This window comes from Pseudomonas sp. LA5 (assembly GCF_028640825.1).
GTDB lineage: Bacteria > Pseudomonadota > Gammaproteobacteria > Pseudomonadales > Pseudomonadaceae > Chryseomonas > Chryseomonas aestiva.
Genome location: NZ_JAQYZY010000057.1, coordinates 114,177 through 141,120, shown reverse-complemented (window position 1 = coordinate 141,120; position 26,944 = coordinate 114,177). Strand labels below are relative to the sequence as shown.

Sequence of the window (26,944 nt, the reverse complement as noted above, 5' to 3'; positions counted from 1 at the left end):
CACCTGTCGTTGTGAGTTGATGTTCTGCGGTGAAAGGCAGGTTCAAGGCGTAACCGGCTGCGGCAGCGCTTTTTTCTTGCCGACCAGACGCACCACCAGGCCGACCGGGCCGCTGTGGTACCAGCGCTGACCGGTGGCCAGGTGGGCGCTGCGCTCGCCCATGGCCTGGGTGAAGCGATCGAGAAAGATCGCCAGCAGCACCAGGCCGATACCGCCGACGCTGGCCAGGCCCATGTCCAGGCGACCGATGCCGCTGAGGACCATGAGGCCGAGGCCGCCGACCGAGATCATCGAGGCCACCACCACCATCGACAGCGCCAGCATCAGGGTCTGGTTGACCCCGGCCATGATGGTCGGCGCGGCCAGCGGCAGCTGGACCTTGACCAGCATCTGCCAGGGCGTGCAGCCGAAGGCACGGGCGGCTTCGATCTTGTCTTCCGGCACCTGGCGGATGCCCAGATTGGTCAGGCGCACCAGCGGTGCCAGCGAGAAGATGATGGTGACGATGACCCCCGGCACGTTGCCGATGCCGAACAGCATCACCACCGGCACCAGGTAGACGAAGGCGGGCAGCGTCTGCATGGCGTCCAGCAGCGGGCGGATGCACATTTCCAGGCGGTTGCTGCGGGCGCTGAGGATGCCCAGCGGGATGCCGATCACCGCGCAGAACACCAGGGAGGTGAGCACCAGGGCGAGGGTGACCATGGCATCGTTCCACACGCCGATCAGCCCCAGGGCGGTGAGCATGGCCAGGGTCAGAATGCCGATGCGGCGACCGCCGATCTGCCAGCCGAGCAGGGCGGCCAGCAGGATGAACACGGTCGGCGGCACCGACATCAGCGCGGCCTGGATGCCGTCCAGGACCTGGTCCACTGGCCAGCGGATGGAGCGGAACACCTCGCGGAAGTTGTGCACCAGGTAGCGCAGCGCGGCTTCCACCCAGGAGCCCACCGGAACGGTGATCGTCTTGAAGGGATCGAGAATGCTGAAATCGGACATGAGCGGGGCCTCCGGCGCGCCTGCGCGCCCTCAACAAAGGAAAACAGCGATCAGTGGCCGCCGAGATAGCTCAGCAGGCGACCCTGGGAGATGCAGCCCTGATAGGCGCCGGCGGCGTCCACGACCGGCACGGGCGCACTGGCGCGGGCCACGGTGCCGAAGATGTCCCTGATCGGCGTGTCCGCCGTGATCGGGGTTTCGCGACCGGGCCTATAGGTGATCTGCGCATCCCGCTGGGCGATGTCGCCGGCCTTGAGGATGCGGCTGGCGTCGAAGCCGTTGAAGAAGGTGCGCACGTAGTCGTTGGCCGGCTGGCACAGCAACTGGCGCGGGGTACCGATCTGCACCACCCGGCCGCCTTCCATGATGGCGATGCGATGGCCGATGCGGACCGCTTCCTCGATGTCGTGGGAGATGAAGATGATGGTGCGGTCCTGTTGCTGCTGCAGCTTGATCAGCTCGCCCTGCATCTCGTGGCGGATCAGCGGATCGAGGGCCGAGAAGGCTTCGTCCATCAGCAGGATGGCTGGATCGTTGGCCAGCGCCCGGGCCAGGCCCACGCGCTGCTGCATGCCACCGGAGAGCTGGTGCGGATAGCAGTTTTCCTGGCCGGCCAGGCCGACCTGGCGCAGCGCGGTGACAGAGCGGCTGTTGCGCTCCTTTTCGGCGACGCCGCTGATCTGCAGACCGAAGCCGACGTTGTCCAGCACCGTCATATGCGGCATCAGGGCGAAGGACTGGAACACCATGCCCATGTCCTTGCGGCGGACCTGCAACAGGTCCTTGTCACTGAGGCCGGTGATTTCCCGGCCGTTGAGGAAGATGGTGCCAGCGGTGGGTTCGATGAGGCGATTGAACAGCCGCACCATGGTCGACTTGCCCGAGCCGGACAGTCCCATGATCACGAAGATCTCGCCGCGCATGACCGAGAAGCTGGCGTCGAAGACCCCGATGACCTGGCCGGTCTTCTCGAACACCTCCGCCTTGGAAGCCCCCGCCCTGACCAGTGCCATGGCGGTGTCCGCCTGAGAGCCGAACACCTTGTAGATGTTGCGGACCGAGATGATTTCGTCGGAGCGTGTCATGCCATGCCTCCTTCGCGCCCAGCACAGGCAGTCACCACCGCTGTGCAGTTCTGATTGATGAGAGATGCTGGGCAGAGGAAATGGGGGTCTGTCTTCACGACGGCGGTCCCTTCTTGTTGTTCTGGTGGCCCTCGGAACGGGGCTTTTCAGCAAATCTATAAGCTGACCCCGGGCAAATCCAACAACATTTCCAGCCCTGATTTGATAACGTCACGTTATGATTTCGCTGAGCGCGCCAGAGGTGTCGCCGTGAAATATGCCTGGCGTCTCCAAAGGCTCCAAGGTCGCGCGGCCATGGCCAATACTGTTTGTCCGCCCCTTTTCCGTCCGTCGAGAGTTGCGATGTCCAAAGCCGTCGATCCCGATACGCTGCTGCTGAAAATGCCTTCGTTGCGCGCGGTGAAGGCCTTTGTCGCGGCGGCCAAGTACGCAAGTTTCACCCGCGCCGCCGAGGCGCTGTGCGTGTCCCAGGCGGCGATCAGTCGACAGATCCGCGAGTTGGAGGGCTATCTCGGGGCTCAGTTGTTCAGCCGGGTCGGGCGCGCGGTGGCGCTGACCCCGGCGGGCGAACTGTTCTTCGATGCGGCCCAGTTATCCTTCGTCAACATCGCCCAGGCCGCCGAACGCATCCGCAGCAACCAGACCGCCCGGCACATGCTCACCCTGTGCTGCTCGCCGGCGTTCTCGGCACTGTGGTTGTCCCAGCACCTGCCGGATTTCTTCGCCAGCCACCCCGAGATCGAACTGAATCTGGTCACCACCCAGAATTTCCTGGCCATGGAGCCGGGGGTGCAGCCGGACGCCTTCATCACCAAGATGCCCAAGGTGCGCGACGGCTATCGCAGCACGGCGCTGTTCCACGACATCATCTATCCGGTGTGCTCTCCGCTGTATCTCGAACGCCATCCGCAGATCCGCACCCTCGAAGGGGTACGCGACGCGGCCCTGCTCAACCTCAGTCCCTACGGTCGCTCCCAGGTGGCCGAGCACGTCGACTGGGGCGTCTGGCTGGCCTTCCAGGGCATCGATCTGGACGAGCGTCCGGCCGGGCGTCCGCCGCTGTTCAATGCCAACGACTACAACCTGATCATCGGCATGGTGCTGACGCACCAGGGCATCAGCCTGGGCTGGAATCACCTGGTGGCGGCGCTGCTGGAACAGGGCCAGCTGGTGCGGCCGATCCAGGAGCAGGTAGTCCTGCGCAACAGCCGCCACTACCTGTCGATCCGCGAGGAAATGGAAGACAGCGAGGCGGTGCGGCGCTTCCAGCAGTGGCTGCTCGGCCGTCTCGGCCGGGCGCCCGCCTGACCTGCGGTTATCCTTTGCCCGGCGAAAAAGTCGTTGGAGCCAGCGCCCGACCCTGACTCATTGTCTGTTGCCGGCCAACCTCGGCAGCCAACAACAAGGGAGTCCGCGGATGTCGCCCTACGCCTTTTGCCAAGCCCTCACCCTCGACCAGGTACCGCGCCCTAGCCGGGCCATCCTGCAGAAGAGCCTGCTGGACATCCTCGGCACCCTGGCCGTGGCGGTGTCCAATGCCACCGGTCAGACGCTCTATGGCTATGCGCGCAAGCACTATCCCGGTGGCGAATTCATGAGCCGCCTGCCTTTCGATGGCACCCCGGTGAATCTGCTGGGCGCGGCTTGGGCGGGAGGGTTCACCGCCGACAGCCTGGACGCCCACGAGGGGCACTTCACCTCCAAGGGCCATGCCGCACCGCGGTCCCGGCACTGCTGGCGCTGGCCGATGCCCTGCACGCCCAGGGCCGCCGTATCAGCGGCCGCGACCTGCCCGAAGCCCTCTGCCTCGGCTACGAAACCGGCCCGCGCGCTGTACAGCGATCCCGAGGTCTGTCGCCAGGACCTCGAACGACTCTGGCATCGCGACTGGATCTTCGCCGGCCACACCTTCGAGATCGCCAAGCCCAGCCAGTATCTCACTCTGCAGATCGGCGACTACCCGGTGGCGGTGATGCGCCGCAAGGACGGTCAGGTGCGGGCCTTCCATAACGCCTGTCGCCGTCGCGGTGCCAAGGTCTGCGAGCGCGAGCAGGGCAAGGTTGCCAAGCGGGTCTGCCCCTATCACAGGTGGACCTACGAACCGGACGGCAGCCTGCTGTTCGCCGGCAAGGTGAACGCTGATTTCGACAGGACCCTGGTCGCTGGCGACATGATGGGCGGCGGTTCTCCCGCCAAGTGGGAACGCGGCTTTGGGCTAGGATGGGCCCGAGGCAAGGAGCGGGGCGGTAGGACGTGATCGATTCGAGAACCTTTGGCAGCGGTATCCAGGGCAAGAACTACCTGCAGTTGCAGTCGACGCGGCCGCGGCCGGAATTTTCCCGGCTGGTCGGCTTCATCCTGCTTGATCACTTTTCCCTGCCGTCCTTCACCCAGGCGCTGGATACCCTGGTCACCGCCAACCTGCTGGCCGCCGGGACCTTCGCTACCCGGACCTACAGCCCGACCGGCGCCGAGGTGCTCAGTGACCTCGGCATCGTCATCCGTCCGGACGGCGACTACCGCGCCGCGGAGAGCGCCCGCTTCGATCTGCTGGTGGTCTGTGGTGGCCTGCGGACGCCGCTGGAGCTGGACCCGCGGCTCAAGGCGCTGCTGCTGCGCGCGGCCAAGCAGCAGGTGACCCTCTGCGGCCTGTGGAACGGCGCCTGGCAACTGGGTCAGGCCGGGATGCTGGACGGCTATCGCTGCGCCATCCATCCCGAGCAGCGCAGCGCCTTCAGCGAACGGGTGCGCGGTTGCAAGACCTCCGCGGAAAGCCATGTGCTGGATCGCGATCGCCTCACCGCGGCCAGTCCCAGCGGCGCCTTCCATCTCTTTCTCGAATGGATCGGCGCCCAGTGCGGCAGCGCCCTGGCCGATGGCCTGGTCAACATTCTGGCCTTCGAGGAGTCGCGCTTTCGCCAGGTCAATCCGACGCTCAAGGTGCAGATGACCCCGCCGCTGCGCGAGGTGGTGACCCTGATGGAGGCCAACATCGAGGAGCCCCTCACCATCGAGCAGCTGTGCGACTACGCCGGCCGCTCGCGGCGCCAGGTCGAGCGGCTGTTTCGCGAGCAGCTCGACACCGCGCCCATGCGTTATTACCTGGAGCTCCGCATCACCGAGGGCCGCCGCCTGCTGCAGCATTCCACCCTGTCGGTGCTGGAGGTGGCGGTGGCCTGCGGCTTCACCTCGGTCACCCACTTCAGCAAGAGATATTCGGCCTACTTCGGCTATCCGCCGTCCAAGGAGCGGCGGTTGAAGTACTGAGCCGCCTGGCGCTGCGCTTGGGGCAAAGCGCAGAGGGCGCGCCCCAGAGCGTTTCGTCGGCGCACAGGAACGGTTGCCTGCCGTCCCGCTCGAAGCCTTATCCCGGCGCGACACGGCTTGCCTGACGCGGCGACGGATAACCTGATGACCTACCGAGCGAGGATGTCCCATGACTGACCCACGTAACGTCGCCCACGACAAGAAAGTGCAGCAGGAAAAGAAGCATCAGGGCGAGGACATCGCACCCGATGCCGAGCACGCGCCGCAACCGGGCAAGAAACCCGCGCTCAAGGACCACGACGAGCAGGCCGACGACAAAGCCTGACCCTCTGCCAGCCTCGCAGCACGCGAGGCCTCCCGGTGCTGACGACCGTCAGTATCGCACCTTCCCGCCAGAGTCAGCTGCCCGATGCCAGCGCCGGCTCCGGCTGCCGGGACCGCTCCGCCGCATTCAGGCACAGCAAGCCCGCCAGGGCGAACAGCAGGCCGAGCAGCATGCCCGGCGCCAGCGGCTCGTCGAAACAGGCCCAGGCCCACAGCAGCGCCACTGGCGGACTCAGGTAGAGCGCGCCACTCACCGCCTGGGGGCTGCCCTGGCGCAGGCACAGCCAGTAGAGGCCGAAGCCGAGCAGGGTCGGGATCAACAACCAGAGCACCGCCAGGGCGAAGCCGAGGGTCAGCGGTGGGGTCAGCGGACCTTCCACCCCGGCCACCCCCAGCATCACCAGACTGCTGGCCGCCAGCTGGATGAACAGCTGCGTCCGCAACGCCAGTCGGCTCGGCGGCACGCGACTCTGCACCAGGGTCGCCAGCGCCAGGGCCAGGGCGCTGCCCAGCGGCAGGGCGTAGGCCCAGCCGGGGGCCACGCCCAGTCCCACGCCCGCGCCGGTGGCCAGCAGGACGCCCGTCAGGCCCAGGCCCAGGCCGAGCCACTGGCGCCCGTTGGTGCGCTGGCCCGGCAGCAGGCAGCAACCCAGGGCCACCAGCAGCGGCGACAGATCCGACAGCAGCGCCGCCAGCCCGGGTGAGACGCCCAGTTCGATGGCCTTGGCGGCCGGCCCTGCCGCTCCGGCGAAGGCCAGCACGCCGATGCCCGCCTGCTGGCCGATGATCTTCAGCGGCAATCGCCGCACCTCGGCCCAGGCGAAGGGCAGCAGCAGCACGGCGGCCAGCAGCAGGCGCCAGAAGGTCACCAGCAGGGTAGGGGCCTGGTCCGCTGCGTAGCGATAACCAACGAAACCGGCGCTCCAGCACAGCACCAGGGCGAGCTGGCGCAGCAGCGGGGAAGACAGGATGGCAGGCATGGCCGGGCTCCAGATGACGGGATGCCTTGAGCCTGGCCCAGGGTAGTAATACACTCAAACGACATTATCGGTAGCTATGGTTCGATAAAAACGCATCATGCCTGTACCTCTCGATATCGACGTCCTGCGTACCTTCCACACCATCGTGCGGCTGGGGCAGTTTCGCGCCGCCTCCTTGCAGCTCAATCGCAGTCCTTCGGCGGTGAGCAGCCAGATCCGCCGACTGGAGGAGCAGACCGGCGGCCGGCTGTTCGAGCGGGACAACCAGGCGGTGACCCTGACCCCGCTCGGGCGCCGCGTGCTGCTGGAGACCGCCGACCTGCTGCAGGCCCATGACCGCATCCTCGCCGGTCTCACCGGCCAGCCGGTGGTGGGCGAGGTGCGCCTGGGCGTGGCCGAGGACTATGCCGCCCGCCTGCTCAAGGCCGTGCTGCCGCGCTTGCAGGGCGAGCATCCCGGGATCGTCCTGCAGGTGCTGACCGGCAACAGCAGCCAGCTCCGGCGCTGGCTCGGCCAGGGCCTGCTGGACCTGGCGCTGCTGGTGGGACCGCCCCGCACCGATCGGGCGGACGGCCAGAGGTTCGGCCATACCCAGCCGGTGTGGGTCGCCGGTCCCGGGCTGCAACTGAGCCCGAACGCCAGCGTGCCCCTGGCGCTGCACGGCGAAGGCTGCAGCTATCGCGAACTGGGCATCGACCTGCTGATCCGCCAGGGCCGGCGCTGGCATGCGGTGGTGACCAGCGCCGCCTCTTCGGCATTGGAAGCGGCGGTCGAACTGGGCCAGGCCGTGGCCATCACCGACCGGGCGCGCATGACCCCGCCGATGCGTGAACTGAAGCCGGAGGAGGGCTTTGCGCAACTGCCGGTGCACGAGCTGCGGCTAGCCTCGCCGCCCGGTGAGCGCAGCCCCGCCTGCGCCTCTCTGGCCGGGCTGATCGCCGAGGACTTTCGCCTCTAGCCAGGCGGCGCGAGGTTTGACCGGGCGACCGTGCAGCCACTAAGGTGCCGACCCTGGCGCGCGACCTGCCGCCTGTCGATTCATCGTTCCGCCTGGAACGGACACCTCCCGAGACCACTCGGACCCTCTGCGACCGCCTGAGCTGTTGCCTCCCGAGATACCCGGGATCGGCCCCTACATCCGGCCCGCTACCGCCGCTCCTGTCCGCTTTTTCTGGAATATCCCGCTGTCATGACTGCCCCACCCGCCATCCCCCGTCTCATCTATCTGCTGGCCCTGACCATCTTCGCGCTGACCACCGCCGAATTCATGGTGGCCGGCATGATGCCGGCGCTGGCCGCCGATCTCGGCGTCTCCATCGGCCAGATCGGCTATCTGATTTCCTGGTATGCCCTAGGCATGGCCCTGGGCGGCCCGCCGCTGACCCTGTTGCTGCTGGCCCTGCGCTTGGCGGAAAAATCGGCGCTGCTGTGGCTGCTGGCGCTCTATCTGGTAGGCGCCGTGGTCGCCGCACTGGCGGCCAGCTATCCGGTGATGGCGGCGGGGCGGGTGCTCATGGGCATCGCCAGCTCCGCCAGCATCGGCCTGTGCCTGACCCTGGGCGCCAACCTGGTCACGCCGGATCGCCGCGGCCGGGCGGCCTCGCTGATCCTGTCCGGCCTCATGCTGGCGCCGGTATTCGGAGTGCCGGGCACGGTGCTGATCGAGCAACTGGCCGGCTGGCGCGCCAGCTTCTGGGCGGTCGCCCTGCTGGCGGCCTGCTGCACCCTGCTGGTCGGCCTGTGCGTGCCGCGCACGCCGGCGCGCGTGGCCGGGCAGTTGGGCGGTGAACTGCGCACCCTGGTCAGCGCCCGGCTCTGGGCGGCCTACCTCACCAGCGGCCTGATCATCGGCGCGACCTTCGCCGGTTTCAGCTACTTCTCGCCCATCTTCATCCAGGTGACAGGCTTCGCGTCCACCACCATTCCCTGGTTGCTGATGGGGTACGGCCTCGCCAACGTGCTGGGCAATCTGCTGGTGGGCCGCCTGGCCGATCGCTACACCCTCAAGGTGCAGGGCGTCGGGCTGGCGGTGCTGGCGCTGGGCTTCGCCCTGTTCGTCAGCTGCGCCGAGAATGCCGCGGCCAGCCTCCTGGCCCTGGCGCTGATCGGCCTGACCGGAGTGGCGCTCAACCCGGCCATGGTCGCCCGGGTCATGGCCGCGGCCACCCCAGGGCCCCTGGTCAACACCCTGCATACCTCGGTGATCACCGCGGGCCTGGCAGTGGGGGCCTGGGCCGGCGGCGCGGCCATCGATGCCGGCCAGGGCCTGCGCGCGCCCCTGTGGGTTGGCCTGGGAATGGCGCTGCTGGGTGTGCTGAGCCTGGTGCCCAGCCTGGTGCAGCGGCTGACCCTGGCGCCGCCGCCCGCGAGTCGCTGCTAGCGCCTGGCAGCTGGCCGCGCCAGGCTGCCGCCGCGCTGCCAGGGGTTTTGCCCGCGAAAGGCTCTACGACGGTCCTTTCGGCGGGACCGTGCGTGCTGTCTTCGCTGTAGCCTGACTGTCATCTCTGCCTGGCATGTTGCCTTTCGAACAGGAAGGCGCGATTTCGCGCCTTCGATCCTCAGGCTATCGATAAGGGCGGCACAGACATGCAGGCTTCGCTTCGCGGTATGACGTTGGGATTGGTACTCGGGCTGGTGAGTAGCGGCCCGGTGTGGGCGGCGACGCCCATTCCCTTCTGGCATTCAATGGATGCGGAGCTTGGCAAGGAGGTCGATTCCCTGGCCCAGCGCTTCAACCAGGCGCACCCGGAATTCCAGGTACAGCCGGTGTACAAGGGTGACTACGAGCAGAATCTGGCCGCTGGCATCGCGGCCTTCCGGACCGGCAAGCCGCCGGCCATTCTGCAGGTCTACGAGGTGGGCACCGCGACCATGATGGCCTCCCGGGCCATCGAGCCGGTCTACCAGGTGTTCAAGGACGCGGGCCTGAAGCTGGATGAAGCGGGCTTCGTACCCACCGTCGCCAGCTACTACAGCGACGCCAAGACCGGTCAACTGCTGTCCATGCCGTTCAACAGTTCCACCCCGGTGCTCTACTACAACAAGGCCGCCTTCAAGCAGGCCGGCCTCGATCCGGAAGCGCCGCCCAAGACCTGGAAGGACCTGGCGGAGGACAGCGCCAAGCTGCGCGCCGCCGGTCTCAAGTGCGGCTACACCAGCGGCTGGCAGAGCTGGGTGCAGCTGGAAAACTTCAGCGCCTGGAACGGCCTGCCCTTCGCCAGCCGGGACAACGGCTACCTGGGGACCGATGCCGTGCTGGACTTCAACCAGGCGCCCCAGGTCAAGCACATCGCCCTGTTGCAGGAGATGGGCAAGCGCGGTGACTTCACCTACGTCGGCCGCAAGGACGAACCCACGGAGAAGTTCTACAACGGCGACTGCGCCATGCTGACCACCTCGTCCGGCTCGCTGGCCAACATCCGCCACTACGCCAAGTTCGACTTCGGCGTGGCCATGATGCCCTACGACGGCGACCTCAAGGGCGCTCCCCAGAACGCCATCATCGGCGGCGCCAGCCTCTGGGTGTTCAAGGGTCAGGATGCCGCGGTGAAGCGCGGCGTGGCCGAATTCCTCGCCTTCCTGGCGCAGCCGGAGATCGCCGCCGAATGGCACCAGCAGACCGGCTACCTGCCGATCACCAAGGCGGCCTACGACCTGACCCGCGAGCAGGGCTTCTACAGCAAGAATCCGGGGGCGGACATCGCCACCCGGCAGATGCTGAACAAGCCGCCACTGGCCTTCACCAAGGGCCTGCGCCTGGGCAACATGCCGCAGATCCGCGCGGTGATCGACGAAGAGCTGGAAAGCGTCTGGACCGGCAAGCAGGCCCCGCAACAGGCGCTGGATACTGCCGTGCAGCGCGGCAACGTGCTGTTGCGCCGCTTCGAGAAATCCACCCAGTAAGCCTGGGGTCCGCCCTGGCGGCGCCTGCCGACGAGTGCCGGCGCCGCTCCTCTTTTCGCGACGATGCGTGCGCCCATGTCCACATCCCGTCAGGTCTTTCCTTCCGGCTGGCTGCCCTATGCGCTGCTCGCGCCGCAGCTGGCGATCACCGCCGTGTTCTTTCTCTGGCCCGCCGGCAAGACGCTCTGGTACTCGTTGCAGAGCGTCGATCCCTTCGGCCTGTCCAGCCAGTTCGTCGGCCTCGACAACTTCCGTCAGCTGTTCCAGGACCCGCTGTATCTGGCCTCCTTCTGGACCACCCTGACCTTCAGCGCCCTGGTGACCGGCTGCGGCCTGCTGGTGTCCCTGGTCCTCGCCGCCCTGGTCGATCTGGTGGTGCGTGGCAGCCGGATCTACCAGACCCTGCTGCTGCTGCCCTATGCGGTGGCCCCGGCCATTGCCGCGGTGTTGTGGATCTTTCTGTTCAACCCCGGTCTCGGTCTGCTCACCCTGTTGCTGGAGCGCTACGGCTATCACTGGAACCACGCCCAGAACGCCGGTCAGGCGCTGTTCCTGGTGGTGCTCGCTTCGGTGTGGAAGCAGATCAGCTACAACTTCCTGTTCTTCTTCGCCGCGCTGCAATCCATCCCGCGCTCGCTGCTGGAAGCTGCCGCCATCGACGGCGCCGGGCCGCTGCGCCGCTTCCTGCAGCTGTCGCTGCCGCTGATCGCGCCGGTCAGCTTCTTCCTGCTGGTGGTCAACCTGGTCTACGCCTTCTTCGACACCTTTCCGGTGATCGACGCGGCCACCGGCGGCGGACCGGTGCAGGCCACCACCACCCTGATCTACAAGATCTATCGCGAGGGCTTCACCGGACTCGATCTCGCCGCCTCCGCCGCCCAGTCGGTGGTGCTGATGCTGCTGGTCATCGTGCTCACGGTGGTGCAATTCCGCTACGTCGAACGCCGGGTGCGCTATCAATGATCGAGAATCGTCGCGGGCTGACGCTGCTGTGCCACCTGATGCTGGTACTGGGCATCGGCGTCATCCTCTTTCCGCTCTATGTGGCCTTTGTGGCCGCCACCCTCGACGACCGGGCGGTGTTCGCCACGCCCATGAGCCTGATTCCGGGGCGCCATCTCTGGGACAACCTCAGCCTGATCTGGACCCAGGGCGTGAGCAACAGCACCGCACCCTTCTGGCTGCTGCTGCTCAACAGCTTCCTGATGGCGCTGGGCATCACCCTGGGCAAGCTGTCGGTCTCCATCCTCTCGGCCTTCGCCATCGTCTGGTTCCGCTTTCCGCTGCGCCCCCTGGCTTTCTGGCTGATCTTCATCACCCTGATGCTGCCGGTGGAGGTGCGCATCTTTCCCACCGTGGACACCATCGGCCATCTCGGAATGCTGGACAGCTACGCCGGTCTGACCCTGCCGCTGATGGCCTCGGCCACCGCCACCTTCCTGTTCCGCCAGTTCTTTCTGACGCTGCCCGAGGAATTGCTCGAAGCGGCGCGCATCGATGGCGCCTCGCCGCTGCGCTTCTTCCGCGACATCGTCCTGCCGCTGTCGCGGACCAACCTGGCGGCGCTGTTCGTCATCACCTTCATCTACGGCTGGAACCAGTACCTCTGGCCGCTGCTGATCGTCAGCAACCCCGACCTCGGCACGGCCGTGGCGGGCATTCGCGGCATGCTCTCGCTCGGCGAACGGGTGCCGCAATGGAACCAGGTGATGGCAGCCATGCTGCTCACCCTGATCCCGCCGGTGGCGGTGGTAATGGTCATGCAACGCGCCTTCGTGCGCGGTCTGGTGGATAGCGAAAAGTAACCATGGCAAACCTCGAACTCAGGACCGTTTCCAAGAGCTGGAACGGCGGCAAGACCCAGGTCATCCAGCCCCTCGATCTGCAGGTGGCGGATGGCGAATTCATCGTGCTGGTGGGGCCTTCGGGCTGCGGCAAGTCCACCCTGCTGCGGCTGGTGGCCGGGCTGGAGCGGGTCAGCGCCGGCAGCATCCATATCGGTGGCCGGGACGTCACCGCGCTGGAACCCAAGGCGCGCGGCATCGCCATGGTGTTCCAGAACTACGCCCTCTATCCGCACATGAGCGTGGCCGAGAATCTGGCCTGGGGTCTCAAGATCGCCGGTCTCGGCCGTGCCGAGATCGCCACCCGGGTCAAGGAGGCGGCGCGCATTCTGGAACTCGATGGCCTGCTCGAACGGCGGCCGCGAGAGCTGTCCGGCGGCCAGCGCCAGCGGGTGGCCATGGGCCGCGCCCTGGTGCGTGATCCGGCGGTGTTCCTGTTCGACGAGCCGCTGTCCAACCTGGACGCCAAGCTGCGGGTGCAGATGCGCCTGGAATTGCAGCAGCTGCACCAGCGGCTCAATACCACCAGCCTCTATGTCACCCATGACCAGGTGGAGGCCATGACCCTGGCCCAGCGGGTGGTGGTGATGCAGGCGGGGGTGGTCGAGCAGCTCGGCACCCCGGTGGAGGTCTACGAACGTCCGGCCACGCGCTTCGTCGCCAGCTTCATCGGCAGTCCGGCGATGAATCTGCTGGACGGCCAGGTCGACGCCGCTGGCAGCCACTGCGAAGTGCCAGGCGGTCTGCGCCTGCCGCTGGGGCCGGGCTATCACCATCTGGCCGGACGTCCGGTCTGCCTGGGCATCCGGCCCGAGCACCTGCAGCCCTGCGGCGTTTCGGAGCAGGGCCTGCCCCTGGTGGTCCGCACCCTGGAGATCCTCGGCGCCGACAACCTGGCGCATGGGCGCTGGGGCGAGCAGGCGCTGGTGGTGCGCCTGCCCCATCAGCAGCGGCCGGCGCCGGGCCACGTCCTGCAGCTGCGCGCACCGGAGGAGCACCTGCACCTGTTCGATGCCGCCTCCGGTCAGCGCCTCGATCCCCGGCGCTAGGCACGCCGGTCCGGTCAGGGCGCGGGGCGGTTTCCCTCAGGCGCCCCGGAGAGGATACTGCGCCCTTTGCCGCTCTGACCGCCAATACCCATGGAAAACCTCCCGCTGTTCGATCTGCCCGCCGCTGCCCCCGAGGAAAAACCCAAGCCCAGACGTGTTCGAAAGTCTGCTTCCGCGAGCGGCCTGCGCCTGCTGCACACCTCCGACTGGCACCTGGGGCAGCATTTCCTCGGGCGCACCCGCGAGGCCGAGCATCGCGCCTTTCTCGCCTGGCTGGTCGACCAGGTGGCAGAGCAGGCGGTGGACGTGGTGCTGGTGGCAGGCGACATCTTCGACACCGCCACCCCGCCGAGCTATGCCCGCGAGCTGTACAACGGCTTCATCGTCGCCCTGCGCGGAACCGGCGCCAGCCTGGTGGTGCTGGGTGGCAACCATGATTCCGCCGCGGTGCTGGCCGAATCCCGCGAATTGCTGGCCTGCCTGGACACCCGGGTGATCCCCTGCGTCAGCGAGACGCCAGCCGACCAGCTGCTGGAATTGCGCCGCCGCGACGGCGAGATCGGCGCACTGCTCTGCGGCATTCCCTTCGTGCGGCCGCGTGACGTGGTGCAGAGCCAGGCCGGACAGAGCGCCGAGGAAAAGCGCCAGGCGCTGCAACAGGCCATCCAGGGGCACTATGCCGAGTTGTACGCTCTGGCCGAAGCGCGCCGCGCCGAACTGGGCGTTGCCCTGCCGATCATCGCCACCGGCCATCTGACCACCGTGGGCGCCAGCACCAGCGAGTCGGTACGGGAGATCTATGTCGGCAGCCTCGACGCCTTTCCCACCAGCGCCTTTCCGCCGGCGGACTACATCGCCCTTGGCCATATCCATCGCCCCCAGCGGGTCGGCGGCCTGGAGCAGGTGCGCTACAGCGGCTCGCCGCTGTGCCTCAGCTTCGATGAGGAACGCGCCAAGGAGGTCCTGCTGGTGGAGTTCGGCGCGACCCTGGAGCGGGTGACGCCCGTGGCGGTGCCCTGTTTCCAGCCGCTGGCCGTGGTGCAGGGTACTCTCGACACCCTGGGCGCCGCCCTGGTCGAGGCAGCGGTCGACGGCCGCCCCGAGTGCCCGGTGTGGGCCGAGGTGGTGGTGGCCGGTGACGACTACCTGGCCGATCTGCAGCCGCGCATCTCCGCGCTGGTGGCCGAGTTGCCGCTCGACGTGCTGCGGGTAAGGCGCGCGCGCAGCGCCATCGCGCCCACCCTGCAGGGTACCCAGCGCGAAACGCTGGAAGAGCTCAGCCCGCTCGACGTCTTCAGCCAGCGCCTGGCCGGGGAAACCTTGGACGACGACCTGCGTACCCGCCTGGAGGGCCTTTACCGCGAGGTTCTCGGCGAGTTGCCCGCCTGATCGCAGCGAAACGCGTCCATCGGACGGTATTTCTCCTCCGGAACAAGGCCCGCTGCCCCGGGGTCACCCTCTCTATGTAGCCCATACCGGAGGAGACCCCATGCACGACCTGTCGCAACCCCTCGCCGCCACGCGTCACGCACGTTCCGACAACCAAGTTCCCAATGTCCAGGGCACCGAACGCCTGGTGTCCCTGCTTGGCGGTGGTCTGCTGATCCTTGGCGGCCTGCGCCGCGGTGGCCTCACCGGCTGCGTGAAGCTGGCGCTGGGCGCCATGGCCCTCAGTCGCGGCGTCCGCCAGCGTTGCGAGTTCAAGGCCGCGCTGCAGCCATCACCTTTCGAACAGGCCCTGGCCGAGCGCTGGGGCTGGCGCAATCCCACTGCCATCCAGCGCAGCGTCACCATCGCCAAGCCGCGTGAGGAGGTGTTCGCCTACTGCACCGACCTGCAGCACCTGCGCGCGCTGCTGCCCTTCGTCGACCGCATCGAGCTGGGCGCCGATGGCGACAGTCACTGGCATGCCTCCGGTCCCCTGGGGCGCACCCTGAGCTGGACGCTGGAGCAGAGCGAGCGCCGCGAGAACGAATTCCTGCTGTGGAGCACCGTGCCCGGCACCTTCATGGCGCACAAGGCCAGTCTGACCTTCAGCGACGCACCCCAGGGCCGCGGTACCCTGGTCCAGGCCGTACTGGCCTGCGAAGCCCCGGTCGGCCTGCTCGGTCATGCCGTCACCGAAGGGATCAGCCGCTTCACCGGCAAGGCGGTCAATCTCGGCCTGCGCCGGCTCAAGCAGCAACTGGAAACCGGCGAGATCGCCACCCCCGAGGTCTCCCGCAGCGGTCGCCCGTTGGCGCCGCCTCATCCGCCGGTGACTCGCCCGGCCGACGAACCCCAGGCCGACATCAATGCCGGCCTGGGCACTCATGCGAGGTCCGAATAATGCGTGCCCTGACCTGGCAAGCCCCCAATCGTCTGCAGGTGGAAACCGTCCCGGACCCGGAGATCCTCAATCCGCGCGACGCCATCGTGCGCATCATCATGTCCTCGGTGTGCGGTTCGGACCTGCACCTGCTGGGCGGCTACGTCCCGGCGATGAAGCCTGGCGACATCATCGGCCATGAATTCCTCGGCGAGATCGTCGAACTGGGCAGCAGCCTGCGTAACCAGGGCCTGGCCGTTGGCGACCGGGTGGTGACCGTCTCCATCATCGGTTGCGGTGACTGCGAGCACTGCCAGCGCGAGGATTACAACTGCTGCGACAACAGCAACCCCAAGCCCGAGATGACCGAGCTGGCCTATGGGCAGCCCTGTTCCGGCATCTTCGGCTACAGCCATGCCTTCGGCGGCTATGCCGGCAGCCACGCCACCTACGTGCGGGTGCCCTATGCCGACGTCAATCTGTTCAAGGTGCCTGACGGCGTCAGCGATGCCCAGGCGGTGTTCGTGTCCGATGCCGTGCCCACCGGCTACTACGCTGCCGACATCGCCGACATCCAGCCTGGCGATACCGTGGCGGTCTGGGGGTGTGGCGGCGTTGGCCAGATGGCCATTCGCAGCGCCTACCTGCTGGGCGCCGAGCGGGTGATCGCCATCGATCGCTTCAGCGATCGCCTGCAGCTGGCGGCCGAGAAGGCCGGCGCCATCGTCCTCGATTACGAGACCACCAACATCCATGAGGCGCTGCTGGAGCTGACCGGTGGCCGTGGCCCGGATCGCTGCATCGATTGCGTCGGCATGGAGGCCCACGGTACCCAGGTCGACTATGCCTACGACAAGACCAAGCAGCTGCTGCGCCTGCATACCGAGCGCGGATCGGCGCTGCGCCAGGCCATCCGTGCCTGTCGCAAGGGCGGTACGGTGTCGGTGATCGGCGTCTATGGCGGGGTGATCGACAAGTTTCCCATGGGCGCCATCGTCAACAAGGCCCTGACCCTGAGATCGGGCCAGCAGCCGGGGCAGCGCTATGTGGAGCGGCTGTTCGAACACATCCAGAAGGGCGAGCTGGATCCGTCTTACCTGCTCACCCATCCGATGAGCCTGGAAGAGTCGCCCTACGGCTACGAGCTGTTCAAGTCCAAGGACAGGAACTGCATGAGGGCGGTGTTCATGCCGTGAGGGGCAGCCCGGCGATCCCAGGATCGGCGGGCTCTTTATCCGCTAGACCAGCCAGGTCGCCAGCGGCTGCCACAGCGCGGCGACCTTGTGGCCGCCACTGCAGCTGACCAGCGCCAGGGTGCCCACACCGACCAGCAGGGGCATGCCGAGGAAATCGAAGGGAGAGAGGGGCGAGCGCACGACGGATCCTCCGGGAAACGTGATTGCAGAGCGATACCTTGCAGTTGAGAGCGGGGGGCGAAGCAAGTTCAGCGGTGGGCACGACCATAGGTCGAGTGGTCGGTTGGCATGGGCGAGCGGGCCCAACAATGCCAGAATTGGCGGTTCGCCGAGTCGTCCTGGAAAAGCCCGATGAAGATCCTCACCCTGCGCCTGAAGAACCTCAATTCCCTCAAGGGTGAGTGGAAGATCGACTTCACCGCCGAACCCTTCGCCAGCAGTGGCCTGTTCGCCATCACCGGACCGACCGGGGCGGGCAAGACCACCCTGCTGGACGCCATCTGCCTGGCGCTCTATCACCGCACGCCGCGCATGAGCAAGGTGGGTGGGGAGAGCAACGAACTCATGACCCGCCATACCGGCGACTGCCTCGCCGAGGTGGAATTCGCCGTGTGTGGCGAGCGCTATCGGGCCTTCTGGAGCCAGCGACGCGCCCGCGACCGCGCCGATGGCGCCCTGCAGCCACCCAAGGTGGAATTGGCCAGGCTCGACGGCAGCATCCTCGCCGAAAAGACCGGCGACAAGCTCAGACTTACCGAGGAACTCACCGGCCTCGACTTCGAGCGCTTCACCCGCTCCATGCTGCTGGCCCAGGGGGGCTTCGCCGCCTTTTTGGAAGCCAGTGCCAGCCAGCGTGCCGAACTGCTGGAAGAGCTGACTGGCACCGCCGTGTACGGGCAGATCTCCCAGCGGGTGTTCGAGCGCGCGCGGGAGGCCAAGGGCGTCCTGGACGGCCTGCGCCAGCGCGTCGCCGGGGTCGAGGTGCTGGACGCCGAACGCCGCCAGGCGCTGGCCGCCGAGGGCAGCGGCCTGGCGCAGCGCGAAGAGCGACTGGGCGCAGACCTCAAGACCTGGCAGGCCCAGCGCCAGTGGCTGTCCGCCGTGGAGCAGACGGCGGCGGACGAGCAGCAGGCCCAGGCGCGCCTGGCCACCGCGCAGCAGGCCTGGGAGGCCGCCGAGCCGCAACGTCAGCGGCTGGCGGCGGCCGAACCGGCGGCCCGGTTGCTGCCCGTCGAGCAGGCCTGGCGCGAAGCCGCGGCGCGGGAACAGCGCAGCCGGGATGAACTGGCACAGCTCGATCAGAGGATCCAGACCCTGGCCAGTCGCCGCGATGCCGCCCTGGCCCAGGCCCTGGGGGCCAGTGGCGAACAACTGCGCCAGGCCGAGGCGGAGCAGGCGCAGGCGCTGGACGAACAGCAGCATCTGGAACTGAGCCTGGCTGAGCGCAGTGGTCATGCCGAACTTGGCGAACGCCTGGGCGACTGGCGCAGCCAGCTGGCCCTGCGCGATGAACGAGCCGAGGCCCTGGCGCGCCTGACGCGGCGCCAGCAGGAGCAGACCCGGCAGCTGCAGCTGCTGGCCGAGGAACGCGAAGCCCAGCAGGAGGCGGTGACGCGGGCACGCGAGCAGGCCGCCCAGGCCCAGGCGACGGAGCAGGCCCAGCGCGAACGCTGGCAGGCCGCGCTGGACGGCCGCGACGAAAAGGCCTGGCGTGCCCTCTGGCAGGCCACGCTGGGCCGGGTCAACGAGGTGGATCAGCTGGATCAGCTGGTCGAGCGCCGGCGCCAGCTGCAGACCCAGGTGGAGCGTCTGGCCCGCAGCCAGGATGAGCGTCAGCGCCAGCATGGCGATCACCAGGTGCGCCTGGACGCCCTGCGCGGGCGCTATCGCGAGGTGGCCCAGCAGGTGCGCGAGCGCGAGAAGCTGCTCGAACAGGAAAGGGTCATCCGCAGTCTCGAGGCCCAGCGCGCCGACTTGCAGCCCGACGAACCCTGTCCGCTGTGCGGTTCCCGTGATCACCCCGCGGTGGCCGACTATGCCGCGCTGGACGTCTCCGCCACCCAGACCGCCCTGCAGGACGCCAAGACCGAGCTGGAGCGCCTGACCCAGGAGGGCAAGGAGCTCAGCGAAGCCCTGGCCGCGCTCAAGGCGCAACTGGATCAGGCCACCGAACAGCAGACCGAGGCCAGTCAGCAGCTGGAGCAACTGGGCGATCTCTGGCGTCAGCGTTGCACGGCCCTGGGTGCCGATCCTGAGGTGCCTGGCGCGGTGGCCGAATTGCGCCGCCGTCAGGACCAGGAGCTGGCGCGCATCCAGCAGGTGCTCGCCACCCTGGATGGCCTGCGTCAGCAAGGCGAGGAAGGCCGCAACGAAGCCCAGCGCCTGGCGCGTCAACAGGCCGATGCCGAACAGCGCCAGGCGCTGGCCGAGGCGGCCTGGGAGCGAGCGCAGCAAAGTCTGGCGGAGGGTGCCAGGGAACAGCGGGAGGCCGAGGCGCAACAGGCCACGGCAGAGCGCCAGTTGGGCGCGGAGCTGGCGCGCTGGGGACATGAGGTGCCCAGTCGTGCCGGCGAATGGCTGACGCTGCGCGAGCAGGAGTGGCGCCGCTGGCAGGCCGATCGCCAGCGAGCGCAGGAACTGCAGCAGCACCTGAAGGACATTGCCCAGCGCCTGGCCACCCTCGTGCCGCTGGTCGAGACCTGGCGCCAGCGCGCCGGCGAGGTCGCCGCCGTCCCGGTAGCGCCGGAGGCCGCTGCGGCCGTGCTCGCGGAGGCGACCGCGACCTGGGAAGACTGCCGTGAGCAGGGTGCGGCGCTGCAGGGCAGCCACCAGGCGCTGCACGAGCGACTGGCGGGCGAGGTGCAGCTGGCCAGCGAAGCCGGCGTCCGTTGGCAGACCGCTCTGGCCGCCAGCGCCTTCGCCGACGCCGACGCCTGGCGCGCCGCGCAACTGGACGACCACGAGCACAGCGCTCTGACGCTGGAGCGCACCCGTCTCGAGACCGGCCTGACCGAGGCGCGCGCCCTGGCCGGTGCGGCGCAGGAGCGCCTGGCAATCCTGAACGCCGAGCCGCAGACCGAGCGCAGCGCCGCCGAGCTGGATGCCGAACTGGCCGCCGCCGGTGCTGAATTGCGCGCCCTGGGCCAGCGCCAGGGCGAGGTCAACGCCGCCCTGCGCGAAGACGAGCGCCGCCGCGATGGTCTGCAGGCCCTGCTCGGCGAGATCGCCGGCCAGGAGCGCGATCACGACCTCTGGCAGCACCTCAACGGTCTGATCGGCTCGGCCGACGGCGCCAAATTCCGCAAGTTCGCCCAGGGCCTGACCCTGGATCACCTGGTGCATCTCGCCAATGGTCAGCTGATGCGCCTGCACGGTCGCTATCGACTCTTCCGGCGCCAGGCCGCCGAGCTGGAATTGCAGATCCTCGACACCTGGCAGGCCGATGCCCTGCGCGACATCCGTACCCTCTCCGGTGGCGAGAGCTTTTTGGTGAGCCTGGCCCTGGCGCTGGCCCTGTCGGATCTGGTCAGCCAGCGCACCGGCATCGACTCGCTGTTTCTCGACGAAGGCTTCGGTACCCTCGATGGCGAGACCCTGGAGGTCGCCCTGGATGCCCTCGATCAGCTCAATGCCAGCGGCAAGACCATCGGCATCATCAGCCACGTGGAGGCGCTCAAGGAGCGTATCCCGGTGCAGCTCAAGGTGCGCAAGGGCGTAGGTCTGGGCCATAGCGGTCTGGAGCGGCGCTATGCCGTGGAGAAAAACGCGACCGAGTGAGTAATTTTTCCGGCGCAGTGGTCGAAGCCCAGCGCGAAGCGAAACGATGAAACTGTTAACGTAGACAGGTTCGCCGTTTCTGCTGGCGTTATGACATCTCCTTTTCCTACCGGCCACCTACCCACCATGTCCCAATTCCTTGCCGTCGGCCTGTTCGAATACGATCCCAGCCGCGCCGAGTGGCGCGCGGATGCCACCTGTGCGGCCATGCTGGAACGGGACGCCGAGGCGCTGGCCCGGGGCCTTTCGCCCGCCGAGCTGCTCAGCGGGCTGCAGAGTCGCAGCGCACCGCCCGAGGGGCTGCTGCCCGCCGCGGGCCAGGTCTGGGAGGCCTGGCGCCAGGGCACCGATGGCCAGTTGCGCTGCCTGCAATTCCAGCGGCGCGAGGCCGGTGGCGTACTGCTCGACATCACCGCGCAGCGACGCCATGAAGCCGAGCTCTGGCAGGGCGAGGCCTTCAAGCGCAGCGTCATGGTCTGCAGCGTCGACTGCATCAAGCTGATCGATCTGGAAGGGCGTCTGGAATACATGAATCCGGGCGGCCTGGTGGTCATGGAGATCGACGACTTCATTCCCTTCCAGGGCCGTCCCTGGGCCGAACTCTGGCCCGAAGGGCAGCGCCATGAGGTGACCGCCGCCATCGAGGCGGCGCGGCAGGGCGGCATCGGGCGCTTCACCGGGCTGGCACCCACGGCGAAGGGCACCCGGCGCTGGTGGGACGTGGTGGTCACGCCGATCCTGGGCGATGACGGCCAGCCCCTGAGATTCCTCTCCATTTCCCGCGATGTCAGCGAAGCCGTCCACACTCGCGAAGCCCTGGACGAACTCAATCGCAACCTCGAGGAGCGCATCGAGATACGCAGCCAGGAGCTGATGGCCCTGGAAGAGGAGCTGCGCCAGGCGCAGAAGATGGAGGCCATCGGCCAACTCACCGGCGGCATCGCCCACGACTTCAACAACCTGCTGACCGGCATCGTCGGCTCGCTCGATCTGATGCGTCGCCGGGTGCAGCAGGGGCGCATCCAGGAGCTGGAGCGCTACCTGGACACCGCCACCCGCTCGGCCGAGAACGCCGCGGCCCTGACCCAGCGCCTGCTGGCCTTTGCCCGCCGTCAGGTACTCGAACCCCGCCCGGTGGATGCCGGCCAGCTGGTGCAGGGCATGCACGAATTGCTGCGTCACAGCCTGGGCAAGAAGATCCGCAAGGACGTCCAGCTCGATGCCGACCTCTGGCTGCTGCACTGCGATCCGCATCAGCTGGAAAACGCCATCCTGAACCTAGCCATCAACGCCCGCGATGCCATGCCCGAGGGCGGCAACCTGAGCATCCGCGTGGACAATGTCAGCGGACCGCTCAGCATCGGCCTGCCGATCGAGACGGTGGCCGGTGATTTCGTCCGTATCCAGGTCTGCGATACCGGCACCGGCATGGACGCCGATACCCTCAAGCGCGCCTGCGAACCCTTCTTCACCACCAAGCCCAGCGGGCGTGGCACCGGACTCGGGCTGTCGATGATCTATGGCTTCGTCCGCCAATCGGGTGGTCAGGTGGAGATCCATTCGGTGGTGGGCGAGGGCACCTGCATCAGCCTCTATCTACCGCGGCTACTGGCTCAGCCTGTGGTGGAGCCCGCGCCCAGCGAAGCCGAAGGTCCGGTCCTGCCGGAGGTCTCCGGTGACTGCGCGCTGATCGTCGAAGAAGAGCGTGAAGTCCGCGTCATCATCGGCGAGGTGCTGGCGGAGCTGGGTTACACGCCCCTGGCTGTCGCCGACAGCGCCACCGCCGTGGCCCTCATCGCCTCGGGCAGCCTGCGTATCGATCTGCTGGTGACCAGTCTCGGCCTCTCCGGGCTGGACGGCCGGCAACTGGCCGAGCAGGCGCGGGCCACCAGCCCCGGGCTGCCGGTGCTCTATCTGTCCGGTCAGGCGGACCCGGCGTCCCTGCCGGAGCTGGCGGAAGAGGGCGTCGAACTCATTGGCAAGCCCTTCGGTCTCGAAGAGCTGGCACGCTGCGTAAGGCGTCTGCGTCCGGGCGGCTGAGCCGATTGCGGCGAACTGTCGCGGCGCTCCAGGGTCGATCCTTCGTGTCGCAACGTCCGTTGCGGCTGCTGTCGTGTCGACAAGAAAAGGAGCGCTTCATGAAACGCCTGCCACCTGCGCCACCCGCGCGGATGCTCGTCCTGTCCCTGTCCATCGCCTTTCTCGCCGCCTGCGCCCATGAGGGCAGCAAGCCGGAAACCCCGACCTGGAGTTGGCGCGACGCCAGCAACGCCCGCGCCGTGCCGCCGGACCAGGCCTATCCCGAGCTGTTCGCCGCCGTGCAGCAGGGCAAGCTGTTCAGCGACCAGAAGCATTTCGTCGATGCCCTGCCCAAGCGCAATCCGGCCGACATCCGCCAGGACTACCTGGCCCAGCGCGACAAGCCGGGCTTCGACCTCAAGGCCTTTGTCAGCGCCAACTTCGAAGAATCCGATCCGATCAAGGCCGCACCGCCCAAGGCGGGGGCCGACCTGCCGACCCACGTCAAGGATCTCTGGCCGGTGCTGACCCGCCACTACGAAGAGGTGCCGGCCTACAGCAGCCTGCTGCCGCTGCCCAAGCCCTATGTGGTGCCGGGTGGACGCTTCCGCGAGGTCTACTACTGGGATTCCTACTTCACCATGCTGGGACTGGCCAAGGACGGGCGCACCGACCTGGTCCGCGACATGGTGGACAACTTCGCCCATGAGATCGACGTCTACGGCCACATCCCCAACGGCAATCGCAGCTACTACCTGAGTCGCTCGCAGCCGCCGTTCTTCGCCTACATGGTCGATCTGCAGGCCAGCCTGGAAGGCGACTCCGCCTATCGCCGCTACCTGCCGCAACTGCAGAAGGAATACGCCTACTGGATGGCCGGGGCCGAAGGCCTGCAACCGGGCCAGGCCAATGCCCATGTGGTCAGGCTGGCCGACGGCACCCTGCTCAATCGCTACTGGGATGCTCGCGATACCCCGCGCCAGGAGTCCTACCTGGAAGACCTGGCCACCGCCGCCCAGGCCAAGGGCCGACCGGCCGGCGAGGTCTATCGCGATCTGCGCGCCGGAGCCGAGAGTGGCTGGGACTTCTCCTCGCGCTGGCTGGGCGATGGCAAGACCCTGGCGACCATCCGCACCACCGCCATCGCCCCGGTGGACCTGAACAGCCTGCTCTATCACCTGGAACAGACCATCGCCAAGGCCTGCGAGAAGACCGGCGAGGCCAGTTGCGTCCAGGCCTACAGCCAGAAGGCCAAGACCCGCCAGCAGGCCATCGACCGCTACCTGTGGAATCCGGCCGGTTACTACACCGACTTCGACTGGCAGGCCAAGCGCCGTACCGACAAGGTTTCCGCCGCTACCCTGTTCCCGCTGTTCGTCGGTCTTGCCAGCCAGAGCAGCGCCGACCAGACCGCCGCGACCGTGGCCAACCAGCTGCTGCGTCCGGGCGGTATCGCCACCACCACGGTCAAGACCGGCCAGCAGTGGGACGAACCCAATGGCTGGGCACCGCTGCAGTGGGTGGCCGTGGACGGCCTGCGTCGCTACCAGCAGGACAAGCTGGCCGCCGACATTGGCACCCGCTTCCTGACCCAGGTGCAGAACCTCTACGCCCGCGAGCAGAAGCTGGTGGAGAAATACGACCTCACCGGCGGCCAGGGCGGCGGCGGCGGCGAGTACGAGCTGCAGGACGGCTTCGGCTGGACCAATGGCGTCACGCTCAAGCTGCTCGAGCTCTACAAACCGCAACCCGGCGCGAAATAAGGCCAAAGAAAAGGTCCGCCACGGCGGACCTTTTTCATAGTGTGAAAGTTTTGGGCTTGGGCTTGGGCTTCGCTACGCTCAACCCAATCTACGGGCCGCTCTTTTCCCCTCTCCCTCCGGGAGAGGGCCGGGGTGAGGGCAATCCCTATGCCAGCTCCATCCGGATACCGACTCCAGGCGTCAAAGCGGATCCACCGGCGGCGCATCGTCCTCGTCGGCCGGCAACTCCGCCGGATGCAGCCCCTCCGGATCTTCGTCCTCGGGCAACGGCAGGATGGCGTTCATCAACTGTACTCCGGATTGCGCGGATTCTTCTGCGGCAGGCGTTCCTCGATCGGCTTGTCATCCGGATCCTCGCCCACGGGCTCTTCTGGATCGGGCGCGATGTCCGGATCGATGTCCAGGTCGTCGGGGTTTTCCTTGATCTGATCGTTCATGCGGCCTCCGCGAGTGGTTGGTAAGCGTTGGGCAGAGCCCTCCACGCGAAGTTCGCCACCGGCGATCAGCGATAGCCTCTGGCCTGCAGATCGAACAGCTGGGCATAGCGGCCGCCGCTCGCCAGCAGCTGCTCGTGATCCCCTCGCTCGCGAATCTCGCCGCCTTCCAGCACCAGGATCTGATCGGCATTGCGCACGCTGGAGAAACGGTGCGAGATCAGCAAGGTCATGCGCTGCTGCGCCTGGGCGCGAAAGCGCTCGAAGATCACCGCCTCGGCGGCGGCGTCCAGCGCGGCGGTGGGTTCGTCCAGCACCAGGATGTCGGCGTCTTCGCGCATATAGGCGCGTGACAGGGCAATCTTCTGCCACTGCCCGCCGGACAACTCCTGGCCGCCCATGAACCAGCGTCCGAGCTGGGTCTCGTAGCCCTCGCGCAGACCGGCGATGACTTCGTCGGCCAGGCCCTGTTCGGCCGCCTTGCGCCAGCGCGCCCCGTCGTTGAAGGCCGTGGTGTCGCCGACCCCCAGATTTTCGCCAGCGGTGAGCTGGTAGCGGATGAAATCCTGGAAGATGACGCCAATGCGCCTGTGCAGGGCGGCCGGCTGCCACTCCTGCAGATCGCTGCCATCGAGCAGGATGCGTCCCTGAGTAGGCGCATGCAGCCGGGTCAGCAGCTTGATCAGGGTGGTCTTGCCCGAGCCGTTGGCGCCCACCAGGGCCAGGCTCTGGCCCGGCGCCAGGTGAAAGCTGATGTCCTTGAGCGTCGGTGCGGTCGCGCCCGGATAGGTGAAGCCGACCCCGTCGAATCTCAGGCCATCTCCGGGCTGGCTGCCGGCGGTGAGGCTGCCGCCCTCGGCGCTGGTCGGCTGGCCCAGGTAATCGTAGAGATTGCTCAGGTAGAGGCTGTCTTCGTAGAGTCCGCCAAGGGCCGTCAGGCTGGCGCTGACCGCGGCCTGGCCCTGGCGAAACAGGGTGAGATAGAGGGTCATCTGGCCCAGGCTCAGACGCCCGCGCACGGTATCGAGCACCACCCAGGCATAGGCGGCATAGAAGGCGAGGGTGCCCAGCAGGCCAAAGACGAAACCCCAGCCGTCACGTCTCAGGGTCAGGCGACGGTCCTCGGCATAGAGCTTGGTGAAGGTGGTGCGATAGCGCTCCAGCAGCAGCGGCGCCAGGCCGAACAGCTTGACTTCCTTGATGTAGGCCTCGTGGGAAAGCAGGGTCTCCAGGTAGGTCTGGCGGCGCGTCTCGGGTGCACGCCGACTGAACAGGCGAAAGGCATCGCCGGAAAAGCGCGCCTCGGCCAGAAACACCGGTAGGGCACCCACCACCAGCAGCAACAGCGCCCAGGGCGAGAAATGCACCAGCAGCACGGCGAAGCTGACGAGCGAGATCAGGTTCTGCAGCAGGGTCAGGGACTTGGTCACCAGCGCCAGCGGTCGGATGGACGCCTCGCGCCGGGCCCGCACCAGCTTGTCGTAGAAATCCGCGTCTTCGAATTGTGCCAGCGACAGGGTCTGGGCCTTTTCCAGGATCAGCAAATTCACGGTCTGCCCCAGGCGTACCCGCAGTAGCGATTGCTGCACCGACAGCAGCCGCTGGGCTCCCGCCAGGGCGGCCAGCACCCCGGCTTCGGCCAGCACGAACTTCAGCACTGGCCACAGCGGCGCCTGGCCCTGCTCGGCATGCAGCCGCATGGCCGCCACCACCGCATCGACGATGCGCTGCCCGAGCCAGGCGGCGAGGGCCGGCAGCAGGCCGGCGACCAGGGTGGCCAGAACCAGGCCGATCATCAGCGCGGGAGAGGTACTCCAGACCAGGCCGGCAGCGCGGCGCATCTGCTGTTGCACGATAGCGAAGGAAGTCGAGAGGGCCATGGCGGATCTTCGGCGAGGGTCAGCATTAGTCGAGGCGGCGGTCGCCATGTTCCCGAGGCTATGGCAAAAGGCTTACACGCACTGGTGTCACCTGGCCATGTTGCCATCTCGGCGGG

The 26,944-nt window shown here is 67.5% G+C and carries 21 protein-coding genes and 1 pseudogene; 16 read left to right on the top strand and 6 right to left on the bottom strand.

Annotated features, from left to right (window positions below; translation table 11 throughout):
* Positions 1-42: 42 nt before the first annotated feature.
* Both proW and PVZ72_RS21715 read right to left on the bottom strand, forming a co-directional pair.
* Complete coding sequence (gene proW / locus PVZ72_RS21720) at positions 43-999, bottom strand: glycine betaine/L-proline ABC transporter permease ProW (protein WP_187978539.1); 957 nt, start codon at positions 997-999, stop codon at positions 43-45.
* Positions 1,000-1,049: 50 nt separating this feature from the next.
* Positions 1,050-2,084 (bottom strand): quaternary amine ABC transporter ATP-binding protein, encoded by a 1,035-nt coding sequence (locus PVZ72_RS21715; RefSeq protein WP_187978540.1) that lies wholly within the window; start codon positions 2,082-2,084, stop codon positions 1,050-1,052.
* Between the two features lie 342 nt (positions 2,085-2,426).
* On the opposite strand from PVZ72_RS21715, the gene PVZ72_RS21710 reads away from it, so the two are divergent.
* The 4 genes and pseudogenes from PVZ72_RS21710 to PVZ72_RS21695 all read left to right on the top strand — a co-directional run bounded on the left by PVZ72_RS21710 (position 2,427) and on the right by PVZ72_RS21695 (position 5,676).
* A complete protein-coding gene (locus PVZ72_RS21710; RefSeq protein ID WP_059313811.1) occupies positions 2,427-3,392 on the top strand; it encodes a LysR substrate-binding domain-containing protein in 966 nt (321 codons plus the stop codon).
* A 520-nt stretch (positions 3,393-3,912) separates the two neighbouring features.
* Positions 3,913-4,239, top strand: a pseudogene (locus PVZ72_RS24090) (aromatic ring-hydroxylating oxygenase subunit alpha); the annotation flags it as partial.
* A gap of 98 nt (positions 4,240-4,337) precedes the next feature.
* The gene (locus PVZ72_RS21700; protein ID WP_133862909.1) at positions 4,338-5,351 is read left to right on the top strand and encodes a GlxA family transcriptional regulator; all 1,014 of its coding nucleotides are present in this window, start codon (positions 4,338-4,340) and stop codon (positions 5,349-5,351) included.
* 169 nt (positions 5,352-5,520) lie between these two features.
* A complete protein-coding gene (locus PVZ72_RS21695) occupies positions 5,521-5,676 on the top strand; it encodes a hypothetical protein (RefSeq protein WP_007162553.1) in 156 nt (51 codons plus the stop codon).
* A 73-nt stretch (positions 5,677-5,749) separates the two neighbouring features.
* Here the strand turns inward: PVZ72_RS21695 and PVZ72_RS21690 are convergent, their stop codons facing one another.
* Positions 5,750-6,655 (bottom strand): DMT family transporter, encoded by a 906-nt coding sequence (locus PVZ72_RS21690; protein WP_273862988.1) that lies wholly within the window; start codon positions 6,653-6,655, stop codon positions 5,750-5,752.
* A gap of 97 nt (positions 6,656-6,752) precedes the next feature.
* Here PVZ72_RS21690 and PVZ72_RS21685 point away from each other — a divergent pair, with 97 nt between their 5' ends.
* From PVZ72_RS21685 to PVZ72_RS21645, 9 genes are all read left to right on the top strand, one after another.
* Complete coding sequence (locus PVZ72_RS21685) at positions 6,753-7,613, top strand: LysR family transcriptional regulator (protein WP_273862987.1); 861 nt, start codon at positions 6,753-6,755, stop codon at positions 7,611-7,613.
* Between the two features lie 231 nt (positions 7,614-7,844).
* The gene (locus PVZ72_RS21680) at positions 7,845-9,035 is read left to right on the top strand and encodes an MFS transporter (RefSeq protein WP_273862986.1); all 1,191 of its coding nucleotides are present in this window, start codon (positions 7,845-7,847) and stop codon (positions 9,033-9,035) included.
* A 206-nt stretch (positions 9,036-9,241) separates the two neighbouring features.
* On the top strand, positions 9,242-10,558 hold the full coding sequence (ugpB, locus tag PVZ72_RS21675) for a sn-glycerol-3-phosphate ABC transporter substrate-binding protein UgpB (protein ID WP_133862913.1): 1,317 nt from the start codon (positions 9,242-9,244) through the stop codon (positions 10,556-10,558).
* 75 nt (positions 10,559-10,633) lie between these two features.
* Entirely contained in the window at positions 10,634-11,521 is an 888-nt protein-coding gene (gene ugpA / locus PVZ72_RS21670) for a sn-glycerol-3-phosphate ABC transporter permease UgpA (protein WP_187978544.1), read from the top strand.
* Positions 11,518-12,363, top strand: coding sequence for a sn-glycerol-3-phosphate ABC transporter permease UgpE (gene ugpE, locus PVZ72_RS21665; protein WP_273862985.1), 846 nt, complete (start codon positions 11,518-11,520; stop codon positions 12,361-12,363). Before ugpA ends, ugpE begins: the two co-directional genes overlap by 4 nt.
* Positions 12,364-12,365: 2 nt before the next feature.
* Positions 12,366-13,451, top strand: coding sequence for a sn-glycerol-3-phosphate import ATP-binding protein UgpC (locus PVZ72_RS21660; protein WP_273862984.1), 1,086 nt, complete (start codon positions 12,366-12,368; stop codon positions 13,449-13,451).
* A gap of 183 nt (positions 13,452-13,634) precedes the next feature.
* On the top strand, positions 13,635-14,840 hold the full coding sequence (sbcD, locus tag PVZ72_RS21655; protein ID WP_273863017.1) for an exonuclease subunit SbcD: 1,206 nt from the start codon (positions 13,635-13,637) through the stop codon (positions 14,838-14,840).
* Positions 14,841-14,940: 100 nt separating this feature from the next.
* A complete protein-coding gene (locus tag PVZ72_RS21650) occupies positions 14,941-15,780 on the top strand; it encodes an SRPBCC family protein (protein ID WP_187978547.1) in 840 nt (279 codons plus the stop codon).
* Positions 15,780-16,955, top strand: coding sequence for a zinc-dependent alcohol dehydrogenase (locus PVZ72_RS21645; RefSeq protein WP_187978548.1), 1,176 nt, complete (start codon positions 15,780-15,782; stop codon positions 16,953-16,955). Before PVZ72_RS21650 ends, PVZ72_RS21645 begins: the two co-directional genes overlap by 1 nt.
* A 42-nt stretch (positions 16,956-16,997) precedes the next feature.
* Here PVZ72_RS21645 and PVZ72_RS21640 read toward each other — a convergent pair whose 3' ends face one another.
* Positions 16,998-17,135: a hypothetical protein gene (locus tag PVZ72_RS21640; protein ID WP_158895263.1), complete on the bottom strand. Its 138-nt coding sequence runs from the start codon at positions 17,133-17,135 to the stop codon at positions 16,998-17,000.
* Positions 17,136-17,306: 171 nt separating this feature from the next.
* On the opposite strand from PVZ72_RS21640, the gene PVZ72_RS21635 reads away from it, so the two are divergent.
* The 3 genes from PVZ72_RS21635 (at position 17,307) to treA (ending at position 24,514) form a co-directional block, all read left to right on the top strand.
* Complete coding sequence (locus PVZ72_RS21635) at positions 17,307-20,732, top strand: SbcC/MukB-like Walker B domain-containing protein (protein WP_273862983.1); 3,426 nt, start codon at positions 17,307-17,309, stop codon at positions 20,730-20,732.
* A gap of 126 nt (positions 20,733-20,858) precedes the next feature.
* Positions 20,859-22,772, top strand: coding sequence for a hybrid sensor histidine kinase/response regulator (locus PVZ72_RS21630; RefSeq protein WP_273862982.1), 1,914 nt, complete (start codon positions 20,859-20,861; stop codon positions 22,770-22,772).
* A gap of 98 nt (positions 22,773-22,870) precedes the next feature.
* Positions 22,871-24,514 carry an alpha,alpha-trehalase TreA gene (gene treA, locus PVZ72_RS21625; protein ID WP_187978551.1) on the top strand — a complete coding sequence of 548 codons (1,644 nt, stop codon included), beginning with the start codon at positions 22,871-22,873 and terminating at the stop codon, positions 24,512-24,514.
* Between the two features lie 284 nt (positions 24,515-24,798).
* Here the strand turns inward: treA and PVZ72_RS21620 are convergent, their stop codons facing one another.
* A complete protein-coding gene (locus PVZ72_RS21620) occupies positions 24,799-24,951 on the bottom strand; it encodes a hypothetical protein (protein WP_273862981.1) in 153 nt (50 codons plus the stop codon).
* Positions 24,952-25,016: 65 nt separating this feature from the next.
* The gene (locus tag PVZ72_RS21615; RefSeq protein ID WP_187978553.1) at positions 25,017-26,828 is read right to left on the bottom strand and encodes an ABC transporter ATP-binding protein; all 1,812 of its coding nucleotides are present in this window, start codon (positions 26,826-26,828) and stop codon (positions 25,017-25,019) included.
* Between the last annotated feature and the right edge of the window lie 116 nt (positions 26,829-26,944).

Excerpts from the sequence above, each read along its gene's own strand:
- ugpE (WP_273862985.1), top strand. The coding sequence starts at position 11,518 with ATGATCGAGAATCGTCGCGGGCTGACGCTGCTGTGCCACCTGATGCTG.
- PVZ72_RS21635 (WP_273862983.1), top strand. The coding sequence starts at position 17,307 with ATGAAGATCCTCACCCTGCGCCTGAAGAACCTCAATTCCCTCAAGGGT.
- PVZ72_RS21645 (WP_187978548.1), top strand. The coding sequence starts at position 15,780 with ATGCGTGCCCTGACCTGGCAAGCCCCCAATCGTCTGCAGGTGGAAACC.
- PVZ72_RS21690 (WP_273862988.1), bottom strand. The coding sequence starts at position 6,655 with ATGCCTGCCATCCTGTCTTCCCCGCTGCTGCGCCAGCTCGCCCTGGTG.
- ugpA (WP_187978544.1), top strand. The coding sequence starts at position 10,634 with ATGTCCACATCCCGTCAGGTCTTTCCTTCCGGCTGGCTGCCCTATGCG.
- PVZ72_RS21685 (WP_273862987.1), top strand. The coding sequence starts at position 6,753 with ATGCCTGTACCTCTCGATATCGACGTCCTGCGTACCTTCCACACCATC.
- PVZ72_RS21695 (WP_007162553.1), top strand. The coding sequence starts at position 5,521 with ATGACTGACCCACGTAACGTCGCCCACGACAAGAAAGTGCAGCAGGAA.
- PVZ72_RS21650 (WP_187978547.1), top strand. The coding sequence starts at position 14,941 with ATGCACGACCTGTCGCAACCCCTCGCCGCCACGCGTCACGCACGTTCC.
- ugpB (WP_133862913.1), top strand. The coding sequence starts at position 9,242 with ATGCAGGCTTCGCTTCGCGGTATGACGTTGGGATTGGTACTCGGGCTG.
- PVZ72_RS21715 (WP_187978540.1), bottom strand. The coding sequence starts at position 2,084 with ATGACACGCTCCGACGAAATCATCTCGGTCCGCAACATCTACAAGGTG.
- PVZ72_RS21680 (WP_273862986.1), top strand. The coding sequence starts at position 7,845 with ATGACTGCCCCACCCGCCATCCCCCGTCTCATCTATCTGCTGGCCCTG.
- PVZ72_RS21660 (WP_273862984.1), top strand. The coding sequence starts at position 12,366 with ATGGCAAACCTCGAACTCAGGACCGTTTCCAAGAGCTGGAACGGCGGC.
- PVZ72_RS21630 (WP_273862982.1), top strand. The coding sequence starts at position 20,859 with ATGTCCCAATTCCTTGCCGTCGGCCTGTTCGAATACGATCCCAGCCGC.
- PVZ72_RS21615 (WP_187978553.1), bottom strand. The coding sequence starts at position 26,828 with ATGGCCCTCTCGACTTCCTTCGCTATCGTGCAACAGCAGATGCGCCGC.
- PVZ72_RS21620 (WP_273862981.1), bottom strand. The coding sequence starts at position 24,951 with ATGAACGATCAGATCAAGGAAAACCCCGACGACCTGGACATCGATCCG.
- PVZ72_RS21710 (WP_059313811.1), top strand. The coding sequence starts at position 2,427 with ATGTCCAAAGCCGTCGATCCCGATACGCTGCTGCTGAAAATGCCTTCG.
- treA (WP_187978551.1), top strand. The coding sequence starts at position 22,871 with ATGAAACGCCTGCCACCTGCGCCACCCGCGCGGATGCTCGTCCTGTCC.
- proW (WP_187978539.1), bottom strand. The coding sequence starts at position 999 with ATGTCCGATTTCAGCATTCTCGATCCCTTCAAGACGATCACCGTTCCG.